18 protein-coding genes are annotated in these 21,187 nt (G+C 63.1%); 9 read left to right on the forward strand and 9 right to left on the reverse strand.

Annotation, left to right across the window (positions count from 1 at the left end; all coding sequences use genetic code 11):
* Nucleotides 1-4 precede the first annotated feature (4 nt).
* Nucleotides 5-856: an urea carboxylase-associated family protein gene (locus tag SLW74_RS21215; RefSeq protein ID WP_065990374.1), complete on the reverse strand. Its 852-nt coding sequence runs from the start codon at nt 854-856 to the stop codon at nt 5-7.
* 215 nt (nt 857-1,071) lie between these two features.
* On the opposite strand from SLW74_RS21215, the gene SLW74_RS21220 reads away from it, so the two are divergent.
* Together SLW74_RS21220 and iolG are read left to right on the forward strand one after the other, a co-directional pair.
* Nucleotides 1,072-2,097 (forward strand): LacI family DNA-binding transcriptional regulator, encoded by a 1,026-nt coding sequence (locus SLW74_RS21220; RefSeq protein WP_369319022.1) that lies wholly within the window; start codon nt 1,072-1,074, stop codon nt 2,095-2,097.
* Between the two features lie 58 nt (nt 2,098-2,155).
* Nucleotides 2,156-3,154, forward strand: a complete 999-nt coding sequence (iolG, locus tag SLW74_RS21225; protein ID WP_065990369.1) for an inositol 2-dehydrogenase — start codon at nt 2,156-2,158, stop codon at nt 3,152-3,154.
* A gap of 56 nt (nt 3,155-3,210) precedes the next feature.
* On the opposite strand, the gene SLW74_RS21230 is transcribed toward iolG, so the two are convergent.
* The 8 genes from SLW74_RS21230 to SLW74_RS21265 form a co-directional block, all read right to left on the reverse strand.
* Nucleotides 3,211-6,312, reverse strand: a complete 3,102-nt coding sequence (locus SLW74_RS21230) for an error-prone DNA polymerase (RefSeq protein ID WP_410929996.1) — start codon at nt 6,310-6,312, stop codon at nt 3,211-3,213.
* Nucleotides 6,309-7,736: a Y-family DNA polymerase gene (locus SLW74_RS21235; protein ID WP_410929997.1), complete on the reverse strand. Its 1,428-nt coding sequence runs from the start codon at nt 7,734-7,736 to the stop codon at nt 6,309-6,311. Before SLW74_RS21235 ends, SLW74_RS21230 begins: the two co-directional genes overlap by 4 nt.
* 7 nt (nt 7,737-7,743) lie before the next feature.
* Nucleotides 7,744-8,361 (reverse strand): translesion DNA synthesis-associated protein ImuA, encoded by a 618-nt coding sequence (gene imuA / locus SLW74_RS21240; RefSeq protein ID WP_192136057.1) that lies wholly within the window; start codon nt 8,359-8,361, stop codon nt 7,744-7,746.
* Nucleotides 8,361-8,978 carry a transcriptional repressor LexA gene (gene lexA, locus SLW74_RS21245; RefSeq protein ID WP_192136031.1) on the reverse strand — a complete coding sequence of 206 codons (618 nt, stop codon included), beginning with the start codon at nt 8,976-8,978 and terminating at the stop codon, nt 8,361-8,363. Before lexA ends, imuA begins: the two co-directional genes overlap by 1 nt.
* 120 nt (nt 8,979-9,098) lie before the next feature.
* The gene (locus SLW74_RS21250) at nt 9,099-9,902 is read right to left on the reverse strand and encodes an isocitrate lyase/phosphoenolpyruvate mutase family protein (protein WP_410929998.1); all 804 of its coding nucleotides are present in this window, start codon (nt 9,900-9,902) and stop codon (nt 9,099-9,101) included.
* A 75-nt stretch (nt 9,903-9,977) separates the two neighbouring features.
* Nucleotides 9,978-10,517, reverse strand: a complete 540-nt coding sequence (locus SLW74_RS21255; RefSeq protein WP_410929999.1) for a methylated-DNA--[protein]-cysteine S-methyltransferase — start codon at nt 10,515-10,517, stop codon at nt 9,978-9,980.
* Between the two features lie 216 nt (nt 10,518-10,733).
* The gene (locus SLW74_RS21260; protein ID WP_296307150.1) at nt 10,734-11,654 is read right to left on the reverse strand and encodes a DNA-3-methyladenine glycosylase family protein; all 921 of its coding nucleotides are present in this window, start codon (nt 11,652-11,654) and stop codon (nt 10,734-10,736) included.
* 250 nt (nt 11,655-11,904) lie between these two features.
* Nucleotides 11,905-12,549: a hypothetical protein gene (locus SLW74_RS21265; RefSeq protein ID WP_410930016.1), complete on the reverse strand. Its 645-nt coding sequence runs from the start codon at nt 12,547-12,549 to the stop codon at nt 11,905-11,907.
* A gap of 516 nt (nt 12,550-13,065) precedes the next feature.
* Here SLW74_RS21265 and SLW74_RS21270 point away from each other — a divergent pair.
* The 7 genes from SLW74_RS21270 (at nt 13,066) to SLW74_RS21300 (ending at nt 21,157) form a co-directional block, all read left to right on the forward strand.
* Nucleotides 13,066-14,052, forward strand: coding sequence for an aliphatic sulfonate ABC transporter substrate-binding protein (locus tag SLW74_RS21270; protein ID WP_410930000.1), 987 nt, complete (start codon nt 13,066-13,068; stop codon nt 14,050-14,052).
* Nucleotides 14,049-14,927: an ABC transporter permease gene (locus tag SLW74_RS21275; RefSeq protein WP_083233152.1), complete on the forward strand. Its 879-nt coding sequence runs from the start codon at nt 14,049-14,051 to the stop codon at nt 14,925-14,927. The genes SLW74_RS21270 and SLW74_RS21275 overlap by 4 nt, the downstream gene beginning before the upstream one ends.
* A 979-nt stretch (nt 14,928-15,906) precedes the next feature.
* Nucleotides 15,907-16,890 carry a LacI family DNA-binding transcriptional regulator gene (locus tag SLW74_RS21280; protein WP_410930017.1) on the forward strand — a complete coding sequence of 328 codons (984 nt, stop codon included), beginning with the start codon at nt 15,907-15,909 and terminating at the stop codon, nt 16,888-16,890.
* A gap of 105 nt (nt 16,891-16,995) precedes the next feature.
* Nucleotides 16,996-17,817, forward strand: coding sequence for a sugar phosphate isomerase/epimerase family protein (locus tag SLW74_RS21285; RefSeq protein WP_410930001.1), 822 nt, complete (start codon nt 16,996-16,998; stop codon nt 17,815-17,817).
* Nucleotides 17,810-18,775 carry a sugar kinase gene (locus SLW74_RS21290; RefSeq protein ID WP_410930002.1) on the forward strand — a complete coding sequence of 322 codons (966 nt, stop codon included), beginning with the start codon at nt 17,810-17,812 and terminating at the stop codon, nt 18,773-18,775. Before SLW74_RS21285 ends, SLW74_RS21290 begins: the two co-directional genes overlap by 8 nt.
* Nucleotides 18,776-18,845: 70 nt before the next feature.
* A complete protein-coding gene (locus tag SLW74_RS21295; protein WP_410930003.1) occupies nt 18,846-20,162 on the forward strand; it encodes an MFS transporter in 1,317 nt (438 codons plus the stop codon).
* A 14-nt stretch (nt 20,163-20,176) separates the two neighbouring features.
* On the forward strand, nt 20,177-21,157 hold the full coding sequence (locus SLW74_RS21300; protein WP_410930004.1) for a 2-hydroxyacid dehydrogenase: 981 nt from the start codon (nt 20,177-20,179) through the stop codon (nt 21,155-21,157).
* The last annotated feature ends 30 nt before the right edge of the window (nt 21,158-21,187 follow it).

Genomic DNA, 21,187 nt, shown 5'->3' on the forward strand with positions numbered 1-21,187 from the left:
GGCCTTACTCCTCCCAGTCCGCCTTGTCGATCTTCAACCCGTGCAAGCCGTTGTAGGCCGCTCGTTTTGGCTGCTCCCAGCCTTGCAGCAACGCCGCATCAATGTCGTAGATTTCTACACCCAGCGGCCGGCAAACGGTCAGCGGGTCCTGGGCATCCGGGCCCCACATCGGCAGGGAAAGGTCGCCGCCGGGACACGTCGACAGCGCGCAGAGCAGGTCGATTTCGGCGAAGAATTCCAGGTAATCCCCCTGTTTGGCCGGGCACGCTTTCATGAAGTACAGGTCGTCGTGATTCAAGCCGGTGCACTGGAAGATATTCAGCACGTCGTGCACGTCGAATTCAGTCAGGCCATGGGGCAACACGGCGCGGGTCAGATTCGAATGGCAGTGGTGGTGAAAGTCTTCGCCGGTGAGCATCTTGTTCACGTAGGGATCGCAGCGGGTGCCGAGCAGGTCATGCAGCCGACCGCCGTGCTCGTCGATGCCGTAACTGGCGAGGCTGTCGTCGGTGATGGTGATCATCGGCCGCAGGAACGGCAGGTTCGACCACAACCGGTCGTGGGTCGTGACATGGGCGCCCTGCAATTGCCGGGTGCGCGCCGCCCACAGGCGCTCGCGGGGATCATCGGCGCTCCAGACGTTGAAGTCGCCCACTTGCGGGCCCACCGGGGTGGTAACGCGGAACACCTGACCGGCCTTGACCTTCCACGCTCGCCCGGTGCGGATCGGCACTTCGAACTGCTCGACCAAGGTGCGACTGTCCTGCGCCTCGCGGATGTGTTGGTAAAACGCCGTGTCGACTTGCAGCGCCGAGCCTTTGCTGACCTGATAAGCAGCGGGATAGTCTTTGAACATGGGTGCTCCTGGCGAATGATGGGGTCGGACGCACTGAGCACAGCACACCCCGTGCCAAATGCATTGAGTCGTTGAACACGCAAAACCACGACGTTTATTTGGAATTTAATTTCCATCTGTACAAGCAATAGAACTGCGATTAGCATTGCGACAGCCTCACCGAGGCCCCGAATCGACCTCAACAAGACCTCATCGAGAGGCTTCAGGGGATTCACATGCTCGACCGCGCCAGACGTTTTTCCATCAAGCAGATCGCGACTCAAGCCGGCGTGAGCAAGGCGACGGTCGATCGCGTCCTGCATCAGCGCGGCAGCGTGCATTACCAGACCCACCGCCGCATCCATCAAGCCCTCGAAGAACTCGAAGCCCAGGAAAAGTCCGGGCCTGCGGTGGGCCGCACCTTTCATATCGACGTCATCCTGCACACGCCCAAGCGTTTCAGCGATGCCGTGCAAGAGGCGGTTCTCGCCCAGCTCGGCAGTCTGGCGCCGTTTCGTATCTTTCCGCGCTTTCACCTCCATCAGGCCATCGGCCCGCAGCAGATGCACGACCTGATTCTGCGTTGCGTCGGCAAAGGCAGTCAGGGCCTGATCATCAAGGCCGCGGACGAGTTGCCGATCAACGAAGCGGTGAATCAGGCGACGGCGGCGGGTGTGCCGGTGGTGACGTTTGTTTCCGACCTGCCCCAGAGTGAGCGCATCGGTTACATCGGCATGGACAATCGCACGGCCGGGCAAACGGCGGCGTATCTGATGTCGCGCTGGCTGGCCGACGAAGCGCAAGACGTGGCCGTGGTGATCAGCAGCGAGCTGTTTCGTGGCGAGGAAGAGCGCGAGATGGGTTTTCGCACCTGGCTGCGCAGCCGTGCCGCCCATCTGCGCGTCGTTGACGTCACCGGAGGGTTCGGCGTGCATGAGCCGACCTTTGAAAAAGTGACCCGGGCGCTGCAGGACAATCCGTCGATCAAAGCCATTTATAGCGTCGGCGGCGGTAACCGCGCCATCGTCGAAGCCTTCGCCGCCCTGGACCGCCCCCTGGAGGTGTTCATCGGCCACGACCTCGATCAGGAAAACCGGCAACTGCTGGCGGAAGAAAAGATTGCCGCGATCATCGATCACAACCTGCACGTGGATGCCCGCAATGCGTTTCTGCACATCCTGCAGTTCCATCGCCTGTGGAAGGCGGTGCCGATTCCCGTGTCCCACGTGCAGGTCGTCACGCCGTTCAACCTGATGCACTGATGTGCAGCCGCACCCGTTACGCCGATCACCCCATAACAACAATCCCGGAGATCCACCCATGCTACGCATTGCTGTCCTCGGCGCAGGCCGTATCGCCAACATCCACGCGGCCAACGTGGCCGCCAATCCCGACGTGAAACTGGTGCTGATCGCTGACCCATGGCGCGAAGGCGTCGACGCCCTGGCCGGCAAGCTGGGTTGCGCCGCGGCCTACGATTGCGCCGAGGCCATTGCCCGGGACGATGTGGACGCGATTGTCATCGGCACGCCGACCGACACCCACATCGACCTGATGCTGCGGGCGGTGAAACTGGGCAAACCGGTGCTGTGCGAGAAACCCATTGATCTGGATTTCGCCAAAGCCGCCCGCGCGGTGGAAGAGATCGAGCGCCTGAACGGCAAGGTGATGCTTGGGTTCAACCGCCGTTTTGACCCGGACACCCTGCAGATGCGCAAAGCCATTGCCCGTGGGGACGTCGGTGAGGTCCGCCAGGTGGTGATCACCAGCCGCGATCCAGGGCTGGCGCCGGTGGAATACCTGACCCACTCCGGCGGCATCTTCCGCGACATGACCATCCATGATTTCGACACCGCACGGACGTTGCTCGGCGAAGAACCCATCGAAGTCATCGCCATCGCCAGCCGCCTCGTGGAGCCCGCACTGGCGCAGATCGACGACTACGACAGCGTGATGGTGCTGCTGCGCACCGCCTCGGGTAAACAGTGCCACATCAACTGCTGCCGCGAAGCCGTGTACGGCTATGACCAGCGCCTGGAAGTGTTCGGCTCAAAAGGCATGATCCTCAACGACAACCATCGCCCGAGCACCGTGCGCAGCTACAGCGCCACGCAGACCGAAGTGCGCGAGCCGCTGGAGAACTTCTTCCTCGAGCGCTACGCCGCTTCCTACCGCATCGAGCTGAACCAGTTCATTGACGCGGTGCGCGGCAACCAGACCCTGCCGACCAACGCCCGGGATGGCTTGAGAGCGCTGCATCTGGCCAACTGCGCCATCGAGTCGATCAAGACCGGGCGAGCGGTGAAAGTGGACATGTGAATCCTGCGGTGCCCATCGCCCGTACTTGGGTGCGGGCATGATGAACGCCCGGCGGATCACTTGAAATCGCGACTGCGCACGTCGAGCCCGGTGAGCATCGGCGTGAGGTCGAACAATCGCTGGGCGATGACGTGGCGTACGCCCTTCTGGAATTCGAACTTGCCGAACACCTGCATCAATTGTGACCCCACCAGCACCTTGCGTTGACGCTCGGCCAGATCACGCCAGACCACCACGTTGATCATGCCGTGTTCGTCTTCCAGGGTCACGAAGGTCACGCCGCTGGCGGTGCCGGGCCGTTGTCGACCGACGACAAGCCCGGCGACGCTGAAGCTGCGGCCGTGTTCTTCATCCAGCAAATCCTTTGAACTGCTAAAACGCTTCGCCGCCAGCTTATGGCGCAGCAGGGCCAGCGGGTGCGGGCCGAGTGTGGTGCCGAGGGTGTCGTAATCGGCAGCAAGGTCCTGGGCGACACTGGGCAGCGGCAGCGCGACCTGGGCCTCTTCGCCAAAACAGTCGTCGCCGAACAACGGACGCTGCATCTCGACGCCGGCGATCTCCCAGCGCGCCCGGTGCCGATGCCCCACCAGCCCCCGCAGCGCACCGGAATCGGCCAGCGCAGCACGGCCCCGATTGTCCAGTTCGGCGCGGATGCACAGGTCGGCCACGTCCTTGAAAGCACGTATGCCGCGCGCCTGTTCGATGCGCCTGGCGTCCTCCTCGCGAAAGCCGCGAATCATGCGCAGACCCATGCGGATCGCCAGGTTCTGGTTGTATTCCCGCCCGGCCACCGGTTCGAGTGAACAGTCCCAGTCGCTGTATCGCACGTCCACCGGGTGCACGTCGATCTGGTGGCGCCGGGCGTCCTGGAGCAGTTGATCCGGGCTGTAAAAGCCCATGGGCCAGCTGTTGATCAGCGCGCAAGTGAACGCCGCCGGCTCGTGGCATTTCAGCCAGCAACTGGCGTAGGTCAACAGGGCGAAACTGGCGGCGTGGGATTCCGGAAAGCCGTAACTGCCGAAGCCCTTGATCTGCTCAAAAATCCGCTGGATGAACTCGTCCGGGTAGCCCTTTTCCTTCATGCGCTCGCTGAGGCGAATGCGATGGGGCTCAAGACCGCCGTGGCGTTTCCAGGCCGCCATGGAACGGCGCAACTGGTCTGCTTCGCCGGGCGAGTAATCCGCGGCGACGATCGCCAGTTGCATGACCTGCTCCTGAAACAGCGGCACGCCCAACGTGCGCTCGAACACCGCTTTCAGTTCTTCGGACGGGTACGTCACGGCCTCTTCGCCGTTCTTGCGGCGCAAGTACGGATGCACCATGCCGCCCTGAATGGGCCCGGGCCGGACGATGGCCACCTCAATCACCAGGTCATAGAAAGTGTTGGGCTTCAGGCGCGGGAGCATGGACATCTGCGCCCGGGACTCGATCTGGAACACGCCGATGGTGTCCGCGCGGGTGATCATGTCGTAGGTCGGTTTGTCCTCGGCGGGGATGGTCGCGAGGGTCAGGTCGTAACCGCGGTAACCCCTGACCAGGTCGAAGCTCCGGCGCAGCGCGCTGAGCATGCCCAACGCCAGAATATCGACCTTGAGCAGGCCCACCAGATCGAGGTCATCCTTGTCCCACTGAATGATGGTGCGGTCCGCCATGGCGGCGTTTTCCACGGGCACCAGGGTTTCCAGCGGATGCTCGGAAATCACAAAACCGCCGGGGTGCTGGGACAGATGCCGGGGGAAGCCGATCAGTTCGCCGGTCAACGTCAGCACCCGGCGCAGAATCGGGCTGTCAGGCTCGAAACCGCATTCCCGGAGCCGTTCGGCGGGCGGCATGTTGTCGCTCCAGCGGCTGAAACAATCGGCCAACGCGTTGATCTGGTCGGGCGGCAAACCAAGGACGCGGGCCACATCCCGGACGGCCCCCGCACCGTGGTAGGTACTGGCAACGGCGGTGAGCGCCGCCCTGCCCCGGCCGTATCGACGGAAGACGTATTGCAGCACTTCCTCGCGCCGTTCGTGCTCGAAATCCACGTCGATGTCCGGGGGCTCGTCGCGTTCTTCGGAGATGAAACGCTCGAACAGCAGGTTGCTCTTTGACGGGTCCAGCTCGGTGATGCCCAGGGCGAAACACACCGTGGAGTTAGCCGCCGAGCCACGGCCCTGGCAGAGGATGTGCTGACCGCGGGCGAAGCTGACGATGTCGTGCACCGTGAGGAAGTAACTCTCGTACCGCTTGGCCGCGATGACCTTCAGCTCTTTTTCGATGTTGCTGCGGGCGACCTCCGGCACGCCCTGAGGCCAGCGCCGACTGGCGCCCTGCTCGGTCAGGTGCCGCAGCCAGCTGCTGGGGGACTGGTCAGGCGGCACCAGCTCATGGGGGTATTCGTAGCGCAATTCACTGAGGTCGAAGGTGCAGCGCCGGGCGATGTTCACGGATTCAATCAGCAGGCTCGCCGGGTAAACCTCGCTCAGTGACGACAACGGCCGCAGATGCCGCTCGCCATTGGCAAACAGTCGATGCCCTGCCTCGGCCACGGTGGTGTGGTGGCGGACGGCGCTCATGGTGTCCTGCAACGCCCGACGACCGCGGGCGTGCATGTGCACGTCTCCACTGGCGACGGCAGGAATCGCCATGGCACGCGCCATACCGAGCAAGGTGTTGAGGCGCTTTCGGTCATCCGGACCGCAATGCAGTTCGACGCTCAGCCACAGATTCTGCTGAAAGATCCCCCGCAGCCATTCGCCTTGCTCCCGTCGGGTCGGGATGTCCTGATCAAGATCCGGCAGCCACAGCGCCAAAAGCCCTGGGACCGGCTGCTGAAAGTCCTCGTGCAGCAGCCGGTATTCGCCTTTCTTGCTGCGGCGCCGCCCTTGGGTGATCAAGCGACACAAGGCCTGGTAGCCGGCGAGATTCTCCACCAGCAAGACGATTTTCGGCCCGTTCTCGATGGTGATTTCGCTGCCTATGATCAGTGGCAGCTCACATTCCTTTGCGGCCTGCCACCCACGCACGATGCCCGCCAGGGTGCATTCATCGGTGATCGCCAGCGCTTGATACCCATGCAGCTTTGCCCGCTCGAACAGCTCCTTAGCACTCGACGCCCCGCGCTGAAAGCTGAAATTCGACAGGCAATGCAGCTCGGCGTATCCCCCGCTCATGCGAACCAGCCGTGCAGCAACAGACTGCTGTCGCCGACGCTGCGGTACGCCCAGCCGCGCTGGCCGTTGCGGGTTTCGACGAGGTAATAGTCGCGGTGTACATCGCCGCCGTCCCACCAGCCCGACTCGATGCGCTCCGGCCCCGCCAGCACACGCAGGCCGGGCTCGGTCAGTAACTCGGGCTCCGGCAATAGCCAGCCGGGGCGCGGTACTTTGTGGAGCAGCGCCGGCGGTTTGCCCGGGCACGCGGGCAACGAAGCACACTCGGGGCGATGGTCGGCTTGAAAGCCCAGACCGGCGACCGCTTCGTCCCCAAGCCGTGCGCGCAGGCGCTCGCGAAGCTGCTCCCACGGCATGGTCTGCTGCGGACGGTCGTCGAACAGCTCGCGGTGGGTCGGCACGAACGCCGGCAGGTCCTTGGCCTGCAATCGCAACGCGCGGACCGGAGACGGCACTTCAATTTGTTCCAGACGACCCCGTGCCAGCTCGAACAGCATGTTGGCTTCGCGCTCGGCGCTGAGCAGGCCGACGGGAATTTGCGTGTCCGGCGCAACGCTACCCACGCTTGGCACGTGTTCCAGATGAATCACAAAACGTTGCACGCCGCTGTCGCGTCCGGCCAGAAAAACCGCCAGATCGGCAATCATGCGCTTGAGCGGGAACAGCAGCGCCTGATGGGATTCGACGTCGAAGTTGAGCTCGATGCGGGTATCGAAACGGTCAGGCGGCACATAACACTCCAGCCCCATGGGCCTGCGCCCGAACAGCGTATCGAGGTGTTGCAGCACGGCCGCCGGAAAACGCCGGGCCAGGGTGTCACGGGGCAAGCCATGAACCTGTCGCACGCGATGCAAACCCATGCGCGCCAGTGCGCTGGCCACCTCGGTCGGCAGGCCGATGCGGTTGACCGGCATCTGTGCCAGCACCTCCTGCAGCGTGTCGGCATCGGTCACGGCCAGACCGTCATGGGCGTTGGCGAGCATGCGGGCCGCCAGCGGATTGGGCGCCGCGACGATGCGATGGGTGAAGCCCAGCTCGGTCAGCTCCTGACGCAGTCGCGCCTCGAACACCGGCCACGGACCGAACAGGCCGAAGCTGGATTCCACCTCCATCAACAGCACGCGCGGGTACTTGAGGCTGACATGGGAACTGAAACGGTAGGCCCAGGCCGCCAGCAAACGGTGCCAGCGCTCGGTTTCGTCCGGGTCGTATTCGACGGTGGCGAATTCCCGGGTCATGGCGTGGGCTGCGGTCAGAGACTGGCCGGCACGCAAGCCCATCGCGCGGGCGGCCGGGTTGACCGTCTGCAGCACCCGGCGCTGGGCCGTGCCGCTGATCAGAGCCAGCGGTTCTTCAGGGTTTTCGCGACGGCGCATGACGCCGTCCAGCGCCAGCTGCGGCAGGAGGACACAAGCCCAGAGCATGGCAACCTCAAGCGTCAGCGATGAACGGAACGGGGGAAGAAGGCGCCAGCCCGCCGCGACACTTGAGCACCCGCAACTGACTGGGGCGCGCGTCGATGGCAATGCGCAGCGCGGCCGGAGACGGATTGGCTGCCGCCTCATGCCCACGGCAGGCAAAGGCCAGGGTTTCACCGGTTTCGGCGGCCACCTGCAAACGACGCAAGGCACGGTCGTCGACCTTGGTCGGCCAGCACAGCACCGCGCCGCAACTGCCCGAACGGAGGCATTGCTCCACCGCCCACAGGGCATCGCGCTCGTTGGCGTGGATGATCGACAACTGCTTCAGGTCGATGCCCGCCATCTGCCACGCCTGGGCATAGGGCAAAAAAGGAGGCGCAACCAGCACGATGCGCTCGCCGCTGTCCGCCAGTCGCGCCAGGGTCGGCCACATCAGACGCAACTCGCCGCTGCCGTTGGCCGCCACCAGCACTTCAGTCATTGCTGCAGGCGGCCAGCCTCCCATGGGCAACGCCGCATCGAGGGCGGCATGGCCGGTAGGCTGGGCGGCAACCGAGGCAACGTGCTGACGCCCCTTCCAGACGCGTCGCTCGTCCAGCAGCGCGTCGAGGCTGACCACCGCGCCCATCATTCCCGGCGCACCAGGCCACAGAACACGCCTTCGATGGCGAAGTCCTGGTCGGGCCGCACGATAATCGGTTGATACGCAGGGTTACGCGGCAGCAAGCGAAGCTGATCATCGCCGCGCTCAAGGCGCTTGATGGTCACTTCGCCGTCCAGCCGGGCGACGATGATCTGACCGTCGCGGGCCTCGGCGCTTTGCAGGATGCCCACCAGATCACCGTCGAAGATGCCGTCGTCGATCATTGAGTCCCCGCTCACCCGCAACAGGTAATCCGGGACGCGCATGAAGGTGCGGCTGTCGAGCGTGAAGGTGTCGTGATTGTCGAGGTCGGGCCCGATGGGCGCGCCGGCGGCCACCCGACCGAGTACGGGAATGTCGAGCATCTGCGGCCGTGGCCCAGTGTCCAGCAGGCGGATGCCGCGGGCCTGATTGGCGACGACTTCGATCAAGCCGGCGTCGGTCAGGGCGACGATGTGCTTGCGCGCGACACTGCGGGAAGCAAAACCGAAGGCTTCGGAAATTTCAGCCAGGCTGGGAGGCTGGCCATTCTGGGCGATGCGATCTCGTATGAACGTGAGGATGGCAGCGCGTTTGGGGGATAGGGTCGTCATGGAGCACATTTGTACTCTTTTCGACTAATCCTGACCAGCGCCTCCTGTCGATCCCTTGGCAATTTTTGTAACAGAGCGGCGAATCCCAACAATCGCCACCCCTTACTTCATTGCCTCCTGTCACCGCACTCAGCGCTCAAACAACGCCTGGATCTGCGGGTAGGTCAGGCTGCCTTCGGTGACCGCTTCCGATCGCCCCTCCTGCAGAAAGCCCCGCGCCAGTTGCTCGGCCTGTCCCCATAAGGTCTGCGTGATGGTGGACCCGGCGCTCAAACGGCGCACGCCCAGCTGCGCCAGCGCGTCGGCGGCGGGCAGCCCCTGTCGCGCCAACAGATTGATGGGGAGGTCGATGCCTGCAACGACGGTCTTGATGTGCTCGACATCCACCAATGCCGCCACGAACAGGCCGTCTGCACCTGCTTCCCTGTAAAGCTGGCCGCGCTTCAGTGTTTCCTCCAGACGCAACTCTTCAGCGACCAGACTCGCCAGGTAAACGTCGGTGCGGGCGTTGATAAAGACGTCCAGCCCGTTGCGGGCCGCCATGCTTTTGATCGCCTCGATCTTGCGGGCCAGCAGCGCCGGCGGGTCGGAAGCGTCCTCGATATTGATGCCGATCGCGCCGACGTCCAGCACCCGCTTGACGTTTTCCGCCACGGTTTGCGGGTCGTCCGAGTAGCCGTTTTCCATGTCCACCGACAGCGGCACGTTGATCAGCCGCGCGATGCTGGCCGCGACGGTTACCGCGATGTCCACCGGAAACACACGGCCATCGGCATAGCCCTGGGCCCAGGCGACCCCGGCGCTGGTGGTCGCGATGGCGGTGGCGCCGAGGCTTTCGAACAGCCGAGCGCTGCCGGCATCCCAGGCATTGGGCAGGCGCAAAACGGTGGACTGGTGGTGCAGTGAGCGAAACGTCTGAGCGGAACCGGGCATGATCATCTCCATTGATTCGGTTTCTGTGCGGGTTTTTACTGACAGGGGGTGCGTGTGTGTATGTGGGGGGCCAGTCTAGAACAGTGACGCCTGAGTCGAAGCCGCCGCCGCAATGCCCTTGCCACGCGACGCGGGCTGATACCCCTCAAGCGTCAGCAGCAGGTGCTTGGCGTCGAGGCCACCGGCAAAACCGGTGAGCGCGCCGGAACTGCCGATCACCCGGTGGCACGGGGCGATGATGGAAATCGGGTTCTTGCCATTGGCGGCACCGACGGCGCGCACGGCGGCGGGGTTGCCGATCTGCACGGCAATGTCGAGATAACTGCGGGTTTCGCCGAAAGGAATATTCAACAAGGCCTGCCAGACTTTCTGCTGAAATGCGGTGCCATGGAATTCGAGCTCAAGGTCGAAGCGCTGTCGGCGACCGGCAAAGTATTCGCCGAGCTGGCGCTCGGTCCGGTCAAGGATATCGCTGTTGGCATCTTCGCTCATCGGCCCGAGCAGCACGCGGTTGGGGCGGTCGTTTTCCCAGAGCACGGCGGCCAGACGCGGGCCCTTGGCGATCAGCTTCAACTGACCGACCGGGGAATCGATGAAGCGGTAGGTGAAAATCATCGTCTGGCTCCTGCTCTGACTTGTGGCCTGGCTTGCGGTATTGCGCGTGTTGCGGATTTCGCACTGGATCGTGGTGCGCCTTGGTCATCCGCAATGACCCGACATGATCCGTGATCATGCGGCATGACCCAGACCGTCCGGGCGCCGGGTCGAATGCCGACATACTACTCGCGCGCCCGGTTCGAACCACCCGCTTCTTGCGCTCGAACTCACAGGTCAGCCGCCCTTCTGCTTGCCCGCCGCGTCCGCCGCGGAATTCCAGATGTGAATCGCGGCGTAGGCGCGCCAGGGTTTCCAGGCTTCGGCCCGCGCCTTGTGCTGCGGCAGGCGCAGCAGGGTCGGCTCCTGCAGGGTCATCAGATTCATCAGCACCAGATCGGCGGCAGGCCAGGCGTCCGGGTCACGCCAGGCGCGCATGGCGATGTATTCCACGGTCCAGGGGCCGATGCCGGGCATGGCCAGCAACTGTCGCCGTAAATCGCCAATGCCGCCATGACGAACGTCAAGGCACAGCTCGCCACTGGCCACCGCCGCCGCGAGACGCTGCAGGGTCTCGACGCGCTTGCCGGGCATGCCGATCTTGTCCAGGTTGGCCTGCGCCAGGGCCTCAGGCGTCGGGAAGCGCCAGGCCAATTGTTCATGCAGCCCATCGTGGAACTGAACCCCGGCGCGCTGCACGAGGCGACCGACAATCGTCGTCGCACCCTTGACGCTGACCTGCTGCCCGACAATCGTGCGCACCGCCAGCTCGAACCCGGAAAACGCCCCCGGCACGCGCAGCCCCGGGCGACGCTGCACCAGCGAGGCCAGCCACGGGTCTTGCGAGAGGGCCTTGTCGATGATGGGCGGTTCGGCGTACAGATCGAACATGTGCGAAACCGGCACGATCAGCTCATCAATGTGCTGGCTGACCTCGCCATGGACGGTCGCCAGCAATTGCTGCCCGTCCGGCGCCAGTGCGACCGACAAGGCACCTTGGCTGCCCTTGAAGTCGATAGTGCGCATGTACACCCCATCGACCACCGCCTCCACGCCCGCCGTCATCCGCGCCGCAAAGAAATCGAGCATGCGCTGCCAGTCGAACGGCGGGTTGAAGGGGATCAGGCGCGAGGCGTGGGGCTGGAGAGGTCGAAGCATGGGGAACCGCCGGCAGTCAGGTCGGCTGACGCTAGCGTAATCGATGAAGGCGTACAAATTTTTTGGGCTCGAACACATCAGGCGGTGTCGACCCCAAGACCGGATCGCGCCCCGACTGTAGGACCGGCTTTAGCCGGGAAAGCGTCAGGCGTCACACCGCAGAATTGAGAGTGAGTACACTGGCCTCTTCCCGGCTGAAGCCGGTCCCACAATGGCATCGCGTCCTACGATGGGATCCCATGCATTCCCGTCAGCTCGGGCAGCCCACTGCGCCGCCGTTGAGGTTCTGCTTGTAGTTTTCGTACTGCAGCGTGGCTTTGCCGTCGTTCCACTTGAGCGTCAGAACCAGCACGGAATCGAAGTCCTCGGCCACCCAGTCGTCGACCAGTTTGAGTTTCTCGCCCGATGCCTCCTCGGCGACTTTGTTGATCAGCTCCGGCAGGTAACCGTGGGACCAAGCCGTGTAGATAGTGGCGTCGTGGTATTTGTCGCGCATCAACTCATCGGCCAGATCACCGGTGTCGTTGGCAGCGAAGTCGATGTTCACCGGCAGGCCCAGCTTGATCGCGCTGGGACCAACGGTCATGAGCGGGCGAAGGTAACTGTAGGAATGATCATGTTCGCCCTCTTCTACATGGCGGCTGGGGTTCGCCGCGAAGATGAAGTCGGCCTTGCCGAAGGTGTTCGGCAGCACTGTGGACAGGTCGATAGCGCGATTAAGACCCTGACAATTGAGCTGACCCAGGCCGGTTTCGGGCTTCTCGGCGTGGCGTAGAAACACCAGCGTCTGAGTGCCGTTCTTGGACTCGGCGTGCACGCCTTTACCGGCGGCGAACCAGAAAATGGCGGACGCGATCATCAGGGTCGGCAACAGAAAATAGGTCATGCGCTGCATTGCGCGGGACAACAGAGGAGGCGTTGAAAGGCTCATATCGGCATGGAATTCTGATGGTTCGTGATGGGCGTGACGCCCGATGCAACGTCCTTGTCAGCGTGTGGCTCGGCGCAGTATGGCGAGCGAATGTTTCCGTATAACGAATGCCCATCAGATGAGTAAATGCTCAAGAGGTTGCACGCAACCACCTGATTTCCCGAATTAATCGCCGAACGGTCAAATGGCGTTGTTTTGAGTCAACGGTGTGTAGCCGCTGCGGACCACCGCGCTGAGCAGTACAGCGACCTCCGCGGAGGTGCCAATTACCTTTGTTCGCCCAGCAACAGTCAATCAACAGACTGTTGTTTCAGAAACCCCGCTGCCTCTGTTCTGCCCCGCAAATACGGCATAAAGGCGGCCTCTGGCCAATGGCACAAAGCCTGCAATATTCCAATCAAGCAGACCGATTCGCTCCGACTGCTGATTTCGCCATAAGCAGCCGTGCGCAGCTTCCGCCCCTTGATTGGACACTTACCCATGACCCCACTTTCCCGTCTGCCCACTTCCTTCAAACTGCTCGCCGTTGCTCTTGCCCTGACGCTACTGCCGGTGGCCCAGGCTGCCGAGGCGCCACCTGCCGAGGTGCATCTCGATTACGCCTACTACTCGCCGGTCAGTCTGGTGCTCAAGCATTTTGGCTGGCTGGAAAAGGCGCTGCCACAGAGCAACGTCAGCTGGGTGTTCAGCCAGGGCAGCAACCGCTCGCTGGAATACCTCAACAGCGGTGGCGTCGACTTCGCTTCCTCCGCCAGTCTTTCAGCGGTACTGGCGCGGGCCAATGGCAGCCCGATCAAATCGGTTTATGTCTACAGCCGCGCCGAATGGACCGCCCTGGTGGTGCGCAAGGACTCGACGCTGCAGAGCATTGCAGACCTGAAAGGCAAGAAAATTGCCGCCACCAAAGGCACCGACCCTTACCTGTTCACCCTGCGCGCCTTGCAGCAGGCGAAGCTGACCAAGGACGACGTCGAACTCTTGCATCTGCAGCACCCGGATGGCCGCATTGCGCTGGAGAAAGGCGACGTCGATGCCTGGGCGGGGCTCGATCCGCACATGGCGGCAAGCGAAATTCAGTCCGGCTCGCGCTTGCTGTACCGCAACAAGGACTTCAACAGCTTTGGCGTCGTCAGCGTGACCGAGCGCTATGCGAAGGAGCACCCGGAAGCGATCAAAACCGTCCTTGGCGCGTACGAACAAGCCCGGGAGTGGTCGCTGAAACATCCGGACGAGCTGGCGCAATTGCTCGCCACCGAGTCAGGCCTGCCGCTGGATGTCGCCAAACTGCAATTGACCCGCACTGACCTCGGCAGCCCCCTGCTGACCGACAAGGACGTCACCGCGTCGAAGGCCGCCGCGCCGATTCTGGTGTCCGAAGCGTTGGTGCGCAAAGGCACGAACGTCGACCAGATCATCGACCAATTGATCGACCCTAGTTTCGGCAACGCGATCGACGTCCAGCCATGAGCAATGCGCGGGGCAGCCAAGCCAGTGGCAGCAGTATCGGAAACAGCGTCAGCCCCAGGGCTCAGGCGTTGAAGGACGAGGCATCTGACGCGCCACCGGTTGTGCGGCAAGCCCGTGGGAACTGGCGGACCCGCTTGAAGGGTCTTGCCGTGCCGGTGGCTATTTTGCTCTTGCTGGAAGTCGCCGTACGGGTGGGCTGGGTGCAGTCCTACCAGATGCCCGCCCCCAGCGAGATTGCAACGACCCTGACTGATCTGGCGGACGGCGCGCTGTGGAAACACATCGGCGCCAGCCTGACGCGGGTGCTGTCGGGGTTCGCGATCGGCGCGGGGCTGGGGCTGGTGTTTGCGGCGTGGGTCGGGCTCAGCCGCGAGGCGGAAGCGTATCTGGAGCCGACGTTCGCCGGCCTGCGCTCCATCCCGAGCCTGGCTTGGGTGCCACTGTTGCTGTTGTGGCTGGGGATTGGTGAGACCTCCAAGATTGTGTTGATTGCCATTGGGGCGTTTTTTCCGGTGTACCTGAACGGCGTTGCGGCCATTCGCAATATTGATCGCAAGCTGGTGGAGGTGGGGAGGATGTATCGCTTCAGTCGGCGGCAGATGATCGTGCATGTGTTTTTGCCCGCCGCGCTGCCCGGTTTGTTTACTGGTTTGCGTTCGGGGTTAAGTCTGGCGTGGATGTTTCTGGTGGCGGCGGAATTGATCGCCGCGACGAAGGGGTTGGGTTATTTGCTGAGTGACGGGCGCGAGACGTCACGGCCCGATATTGTGCTGGCGGCGATCATTGTGTTGGCGGTGTTGGGCAAGCTGACCGATGGGGTGTTGGCGATGCTGGAACGGCGGTTCCTCGCTTGGCGGGATGCTTTTACAGGCTGAGATCAAGATCAAAATCTAAAGCGTCGGCCTAACGGCCTCGGTTTCGCCTTCGGCGAGTTACTTGGAAAAGCACCCCAAGTAACCAAGGGTGCTTGCTCTCGGTTGGGCCCTTCGTTCCTCAGGGTTCCTTCACTCCGGTCTCGCTCCGTGGGCCCGCTGCCATCCGCCATCCATGGCGGGGGGCAGCTCTCGCCGCATCCATGCGGCTCGGCCCACTCCACGAGACCTCCGTTCAGCCTGCACCAAAGTCGCGTTATGCGGTGCCTGAACTATCTCGGTTGAAGATCAAGATCAACAGCTTCCCGGCTGAAGCCGGTCCTACGTTTGGACCGCATACTCTCGCGCAATGAGCGTGCCCACGCTCCGCGTGGGTATGCATCCCAGGACGCTCTGCGTCCATTCCCGGCTAAAGCCGGTCCCACTAAAGGCACCGCATACAACCTGTGGAATCGCCTCCAACGGTAGGACCGGCTTCAGCCGGGAAGCCCTTGATCTGCTTTTGATGTGCTTTTGATCTTCGTACACAAAATGCCCAGACACCGCGAATCGCGACTTGGGTGCAGGCTGAACGGAGGTCTCGTGGAGTGGGCCGAGCCGCATGGATGCGGCGAGAGCGCCGTCAGGACATGGATGTCCGTTCGGCGCGGGCCCACGGAGCGAGACCGGAGTGAAGGAACCCTGAGGAACGAAGGGCCAAACCGAGAGCAAGCACCCTTGGTTACTTGGGGTGCTTTTCCAAGTAACTCGCCGAAGGCGAAAAGTCTGCCCCCAGGCAGACGCTCTAGATCTAAAAACCACCAAAGGCGAAATATCTGCCGTTAGGCAGATGCCTTTAACAGCGTATTGACGCCAACCCCGAATCTGGTGTCTCCTGAAACCGGTTTCAGAGCGAAAGAGCTCTCCCCATAAGCCTGCTGATAAATCCAATAAGGTCCAGGCCGTGAACATCATTTCCACCCGGACGCGCACCCGCGTCACCATGAACGACGTCGCCGACCTCGCCGGCGTCTCCAAGGCCAGCGTCTCGCGCTTCATCGGCGATGACCGCCAACTGCTGTCCGACGCCATCGCCAAACGCATCGAACAGGCCATCGACACCCTCGGCTATCGCCCCAACCAAATGGCCCGCGGCCTCAAACGCGGCCGCACCCGCCTGATCGGCATGCTCGTCGCCGACATCCGCAACCCCTACTCCATCGCCGTCATGCACGGCGTCGAGACCGCCTGCCGCAAACACGGTTACAGCCTCGTCGTCTGCAACACCGACCGCGACGACGAACAGGAACGCCTGCACCTCGCGGCACTTCGCTCCTACAACATCGAAGGCCTGATCGTGAACACCCTCGGCCATCACCTCGACGAACTGCGCGAACTGCACCGCGAACTGCCGATGGTGCTGGTGGACCGCAAAGTCGATGAACTGCACAGCGATCTCGTCGGCCTCGACAACGTCGCGGCGGTCCGGCAAGCGCTGGATCATCTGCATGACGCCGGATACCGCGACGTACTCATGGTCACCGAACCCCAGGACGGCACCAGTTCGCGGATCGAGCGGGTCGACGCCTTCAAACACCAAATCACTCAGCGCGCCGGCATGCGTGGCCAGGTCTGCGAAACTGGCGAGGCGTTGCGCGACCTGTTGCGCGACTTCTTCGCGCAGCAAGGCCCCGGCCCCAAGGCCCTGTTCACTGCCAACGGCGTCGCCACTTTGATCACCACCCGTCAACTGCATGAGCTGGGCTGCCACCTGTTCAACGACATCGGCCTGATCGCCCTCGACGAGCTGAACTGGTACCCACTCGTCGGCAGCGGCATCACCTCCCTGGCGCAGCCCACCCACGAAATGGGCATTACCGCCTTCGAGTGCCTGCTGAACCGACTGCGTGGCGACCAGGAGCCGGTGCGGCTGTACGACTTCCCTGCACAGTTGATCGCCCGCGGCTCGACCCGACGACAGACCTGACCGACCCAAACAGATACCGCAGGTCAACCCCTGCACGCCGACGCGAACTTTTACTCGGTTCGCTCGTTCGAACAAAAATGTAACCGGTTTCAGAGGACAATAATAATGACCCTACCATCCGTTGCCATCAGCCTCGGCGCCTTCGGCGCCGATCATGTACGCGGCCAAGGCCAGGCCAGTTTCATCCCGTTGCTGGTCAACGCTGGCGTCACGCGCATCGAGCTGCGGGAAGAGCTGTTCAGCCCCAGCGTCGACGACCAAGACCTCCCTGCCCTCGCCCGCGCCATCCAGACTCAAGGCCTGGAATGCCTGTACTCCGCTCCCCTTGAGCTGTGGCTCGAAGGCGACAGTCAGCCGAACCAAGAACTCATCCCGACCCTCGAACGCGCCACGGCGTGCGGTGCGTTCTGGCTCAAAGTATCGCTGGGGCATTTTGGCGAGCACTGCGACGTGGCGGCGCTGGCCGATCGTCTTGCACCCTATGACGTTCACTTGCTGGTGGAAAACGATCAGACCGAGCAAGGTGGCCGCATCGAGCCCTTCGTTCGGTTCTTCGCGCAGCTCACCGCGCTGCAAATGCCCATCGGCATGACCTTCGACATCGGCAACTGGCGCTGGCAGGAACAGTCCGCCCGCGACGCCGCACAGCAGCTGGGGCGTTACGTCGAGTACCTGCACTGCAAGGCAATCACCCGGAACGGGGCAGGCAAGCTCATCGCCGTACCGCCAGCGCCGGCCGATCTGCAAGCGTGGGAACAGCTCATCCAGCACATGCCGGTAAACCTGCCCCGCGCCGTTGAATACCCGCTGCAAGGCGATGACCTGCTGCAAGTGACCCGCGAACAGGTTGCCCTGCTCGCCCGCCTTGGCCAGTCGCAGCCCACTCACTCCAACGCGAAGGAAACGGAGGCGCTGAGCCATGTCTGAGATCGATATTCTCTCGTTCGGTGAGACCATGACCATGCTGGTGGCCGAGCAAACCGGTGACTTGGCGCAGGTTCGCCACTTCGAGAAACGCATCGCCGGCGCCGACAGCAATGTGGCGATCGGGCTGTCCCGACTGGGCTTCAAGGTCGCGTGGCTAAGCCGGGTCGGCAACGATTCCATGGGCCGCTTCGTCACCGACAGCCTGCAACAGGAAGGCGTTGATTGCGGCCACGTTACCGTGGACGCCGCGCACCCCACCGGCTTTCAATTCAAATCCCTGGAGCTGGAAGGCGCGGACCCTGTGGTCGAGTACTTCCGTCGCGGCTCGGCGGCCAGCCATTTGTCGGTCAACGACATCGTCCCCGAGCTGCTCAAGGCCCGGCATCTGCACGCCACGGGCATCCCGGCGGCGCTGTCCGACACCTGTCGGGAGCTTTCCCACGTGCTGATGACGCAAATGCGCGAGGCCGGCCGCAGCGTGTCGTTCGACCCCAATCTGCGGCCTTCGCTGTGGTCGAGCCAGGCGACGATGATCCGCGAAGTCAACCACCTTGCCAGCCACGCCCACTGGGTCATGCCGGGGCTGGCCGAGGGTGAATTGCTCACCGGTTTCGACACACCGGCGGACATCGCCCGTTTCTACCTGGACATGGGCGTCGAGGCGGTGATCATCAAACTCGGCGCCAAGGGTGCGTATTACCGAACCCAACTCAATGAGGCGTTCCTGCCCGGCGTGCCGGTGCCAAAGGTGGTCGACACCGTGGGCGCAGGCGACGGTTTTGCCGTCGGCGTGATCAGCGCGCTGCTGGAAAACCTCGGCTTCGAACAGGCCACTGCCCGGGGCAACTGGGTCGGCAGCCAGGCCGTGCAAAGCCGTGGCGACATGGAAGGCCTGCCTACCCGCGCCGCCCTCGATGCCGCCAACGTCTCGGCAGGCGCGCGACGACAGAGCGCCTGAACCTCGCGTTTACACACACCGAACCTCCATCACCTGCTGCGACAAAAACAACATGCTCAGGGAGCCTGAAATGGACAAGCTGCTCGAATCCGTGAAACACGCCGGCCTCAAACGTCGCTGGCTATTGATCATGCCCATCGTCTTCATCACCTACAGCCTGGCGTACCTGGACCGCGCCAACTATGGCTTCGCCGCTGCTTCGGGGATGGCCGAAGACCTGAATATCACCCCGGGCATGTCGTCCCTGTTGGGTGCGTTGTTTTTCCTCGGCTACTTCTTCTTCCAGGTGCCCGGCGCCATCTATGCCCAGAAAAAAAGCGTCAAGAAATTCATCTTCGTCAGCCTGATTCTGTGGGGCGGCCTGGCCACCCTGACCGGCATCGTCTCCAACGCTTACATGCTGATCGGCATCCGCTTCATGCTCGGTGTGGTCGAAGCGGCCGTCATGCCGGCGATGCTGGTGTACCTCTGCTACTGGTTCACGAAGGCCGAACGCTCGCGGGCCAATACCGTGCTGATTCTCGGCAACCCGGTGACGATGCTGTGGATGTCGGTGGTGTCCGGCTATCTGGTGGCGCACTTCAGCTGGCGCTGGATGTTCATCGTTGAAGGCCTGCCGGCGGTGATCTGGGCGTTTATCTGGTGGCGTCTGGTGGACGAGCGTCCGGCCCAGGCCAAGTGGCTGACCGCTGAAGAAAAGACCGAACTGCAAGCGCGCCTCGACGCCGAACAGGTCGGCATCAAGCCAGTAAAAAACTACGCCGAAGCCTTCCGCTCGCCACGCGTGCTGCTGCTGGCCGCGCAGTATTTCTGCTGGAGCATCGGCGTTTATGGCTTCGTGCTGTGGCTGCCGACGATCATCAAGAAAGGCATGCAGATGGACATGGTTGAAGCCGGCTGGCTTTCTGCCTTGCCGTATCTGGCGGCGGTGATCGGCATGGTGCTGGTGTCGTGGGCGTCCGATAAAACCCAGAAGCGCAAAGCGTTTGTCTGGCCGCCGCTGCTGCTGGCCGCCGTTGCGTTCTACGGCTCGTATGCGCTGGGCACCGAGCATTTCTGGTGGTCGTACTCGCTGCTGGTCATTGCCGGTGCCTGCATGTACGCGCCCTACGGTCCGTTCTTCGCCATCGTCCCGGAAATCCTCCCGGCCAACGTCGCGGGCGGCGCCATGGCCTTGATCAACAGCCTCGGCGCGCTGGGTTCCTTCGCCGGTTCCTACCTCGTCGGCTACCTCAACGGCGTCACCGGTACCTTGAGCGCGTCGTACCTGTTCATGAGCGGCGCGCTGCTGGTGTCGGTGGTGCTGACGCTGCTGCTCAAGCCGGACAGCAAGCCCCGCCCGCTGAGCGACAAGCCTGGCGTTGGTCCCGCGCCTGCCCATTCCTGATCCGGAGCCCTTCGATGACTCACCATGTTGTGCTGTACAAAAAACTCTCGGCGCCTTTGATGGAGCGCCTGCAAGCCCAGGCCGAGGTCACGCTGATCGACGATCCGAAATCCAGCGACGGCCTGGCCCGCCTGCGCGACGCCCTGCCCCGCGCCGATGCCCTGCTGGGCGCAAGCGTGAAGCTGGATGCCGAGCTGCTGGACCTGGCGCCGAAGCTCAAGGCGTTGTCCAGCGTCTCGGTGGGCGTCGACAACTACGACATCGAGTACCTGACCCGGCGCGGCATTCTGCTCACCAACACCCCGGACGTGCTGACTGAAACCACCGCCGACACCGGTTTCGCGCTGATCATGGCCACGGCCCGTCGGGTGGTGGAGCTGGCCAATATGGTTCGCGATGGCCAGTGGAAGCAGAACATCGGGCCGAAGCATTTTGGTTCCGATGTGCACGGCAAGACGCTGGGCATCATCGGTATGGGCCGGATTGGCGAAGCGGTCGCGCAACGGGGCCATTTCGGTTTCGGGATGCCGGTGATCTATCACAGTCACTCACCGAAGCCGGCGGTGGAAGCGCGCTTTGAGGCCCGCTATCGCAGCCTGGAGGACCTGTTGCGCGAAGCTGATTTTGTCTGCCTGACCGTGCCGCTGACCGCTGAAACCGAGGGACTGATTGGCACGGAACAATTTGCGCAGATGCGCCCGGAGACGATCTTCATCAACATCGCCCGGGGCAAAGTGGTGGACGAGCAGGCGATGATTGCCGCGCTGCAGAACGGCCAGATCCGCGCGGCAGGTCTGGACGTCTTTGAACAGGAGCCCGTGAGCCCGGACTCGCCGCTACTGAGGATGGACAACGTGGTGGCAACCCCCCACATGGGCTCGGCGACCCACGAGACCCGCGAGGCCATGGCCCGCTGTGCCGTGGACAACCTGCTGGCGGCCCTGGCAGGCGAGCGACCGAAGGATCTGGTCAATCCTGCTGCGTGGCATGGCTGACATCTACCCGGTGGGATCAGGTAATGCTCG

It is taken from the genome of Pseudomonas sp. W5-36, from assembly GCF_046540455.1.
Taxonomy (GTDB): Bacteria; Pseudomonadota; Gammaproteobacteria; order Pseudomonadales; family Pseudomonadaceae; genus Aquipseudomonas; species Aquipseudomonas graminis_B.

Excerpts from the sequence above, each read along its gene's own strand:
- SLW74_RS21255 (WP_410929999.1), bottom strand. The coding sequence starts at position 10,517 with ATGATTTTCACCTACCGCTTCATCGATTCCCCGGTCGGTCAGTTGAAG.
- SLW74_RS21265 (WP_410930016.1), bottom strand. The coding sequence starts at position 12,549 with ATGCAGCGCATGACCTATTTTCTGTTGCCGACCCTGATGATCGCGTCC.
- iolG (WP_065990369.1), top strand. The coding sequence starts at position 2,156 with ATGCTACGCATTGCTGTCCTCGGCGCAGGCCGTATCGCCAACATCCAC.
- SLW74_RS21285 (WP_410930001.1), top strand. The coding sequence starts at position 16,996 with ATGACCCTACCATCCGTTGCCATCAGCCTCGGCGCCTTCGGCGCCGAT.
- SLW74_RS21260 (WP_296307150.1), bottom strand. The coding sequence starts at position 11,654 with ATGCTTCGACCTCTCCAGCCCCACGCCTCGCGCCTGATCCCCTTCAAC.
- SLW74_RS21215 (WP_065990374.1), bottom strand. The coding sequence starts at position 856 with ATGTTCAAAGACTATCCCGCTGCTTATCAGGTCAGCAAAGGCTCGGCG.
- SLW74_RS21235 (WP_410929997.1), bottom strand. The coding sequence starts at position 7,736 with ATGCTCTGGGCTTGTGTCCTCCTGCCGCAGCTGGCGCTGGACGGCGTC.
- SLW74_RS21280 (WP_410930017.1), top strand. The coding sequence starts at position 15,907 with ATGAACGACGTCGCCGACCTCGCCGGCGTCTCCAAGGCCAGCGTCTCG.
- SLW74_RS21300 (WP_410930004.1), top strand. The coding sequence starts at position 20,177 with ATGACTCACCATGTTGTGCTGTACAAAAAACTCTCGGCGCCTTTGATG.
- SLW74_RS21270 (WP_410930000.1), top strand. The coding sequence starts at position 13,066 with ATGACCCCACTTTCCCGTCTGCCCACTTCCTTCAAACTGCTCGCCGTT.
- SLW74_RS21295 (WP_410930003.1), top strand. The coding sequence starts at position 18,846 with ATGGACAAGCTGCTCGAATCCGTGAAACACGCCGGCCTCAAACGTCGC.
- SLW74_RS21275 (WP_083233152.1), top strand. The coding sequence starts at position 14,049 with ATGAGCAATGCGCGGGGCAGCCAAGCCAGTGGCAGCAGTATCGGAAAC.
- SLW74_RS21220 (WP_369319022.1), top strand. The coding sequence starts at position 1,072 with ATGCTCGACCGCGCCAGACGTTTTTCCATCAAGCAGATCGCGACTCAA.
- SLW74_RS21230 (WP_410929996.1), bottom strand. The coding sequence starts at position 6,312 with ATGAGCGGGGGATACGCCGAGCTGCATTGCCTGTCGAATTTCAGCTTT.
- SLW74_RS21290 (WP_410930002.1), top strand. The coding sequence starts at position 17,810 with ATGTCTGAGATCGATATTCTCTCGTTCGGTGAGACCATGACCATGCTG.
- SLW74_RS21250 (WP_410929998.1), bottom strand. The coding sequence starts at position 9,902 with ATGCCCGGTTCCGCTCAGACGTTTCGCTCACTGCACCACCAGTCCACC.
- imuA (WP_192136057.1), bottom strand. The coding sequence starts at position 8,361 with ATGGGCGCGGTGGTCAGCCTCGACGCGCTGCTGGACGAGCGACGCGTC.
- lexA (WP_192136031.1), bottom strand. The coding sequence starts at position 8,978 with ATGTGCTCCATGACGACCCTATCCCCCAAACGCGCTGCCATCCTCACG.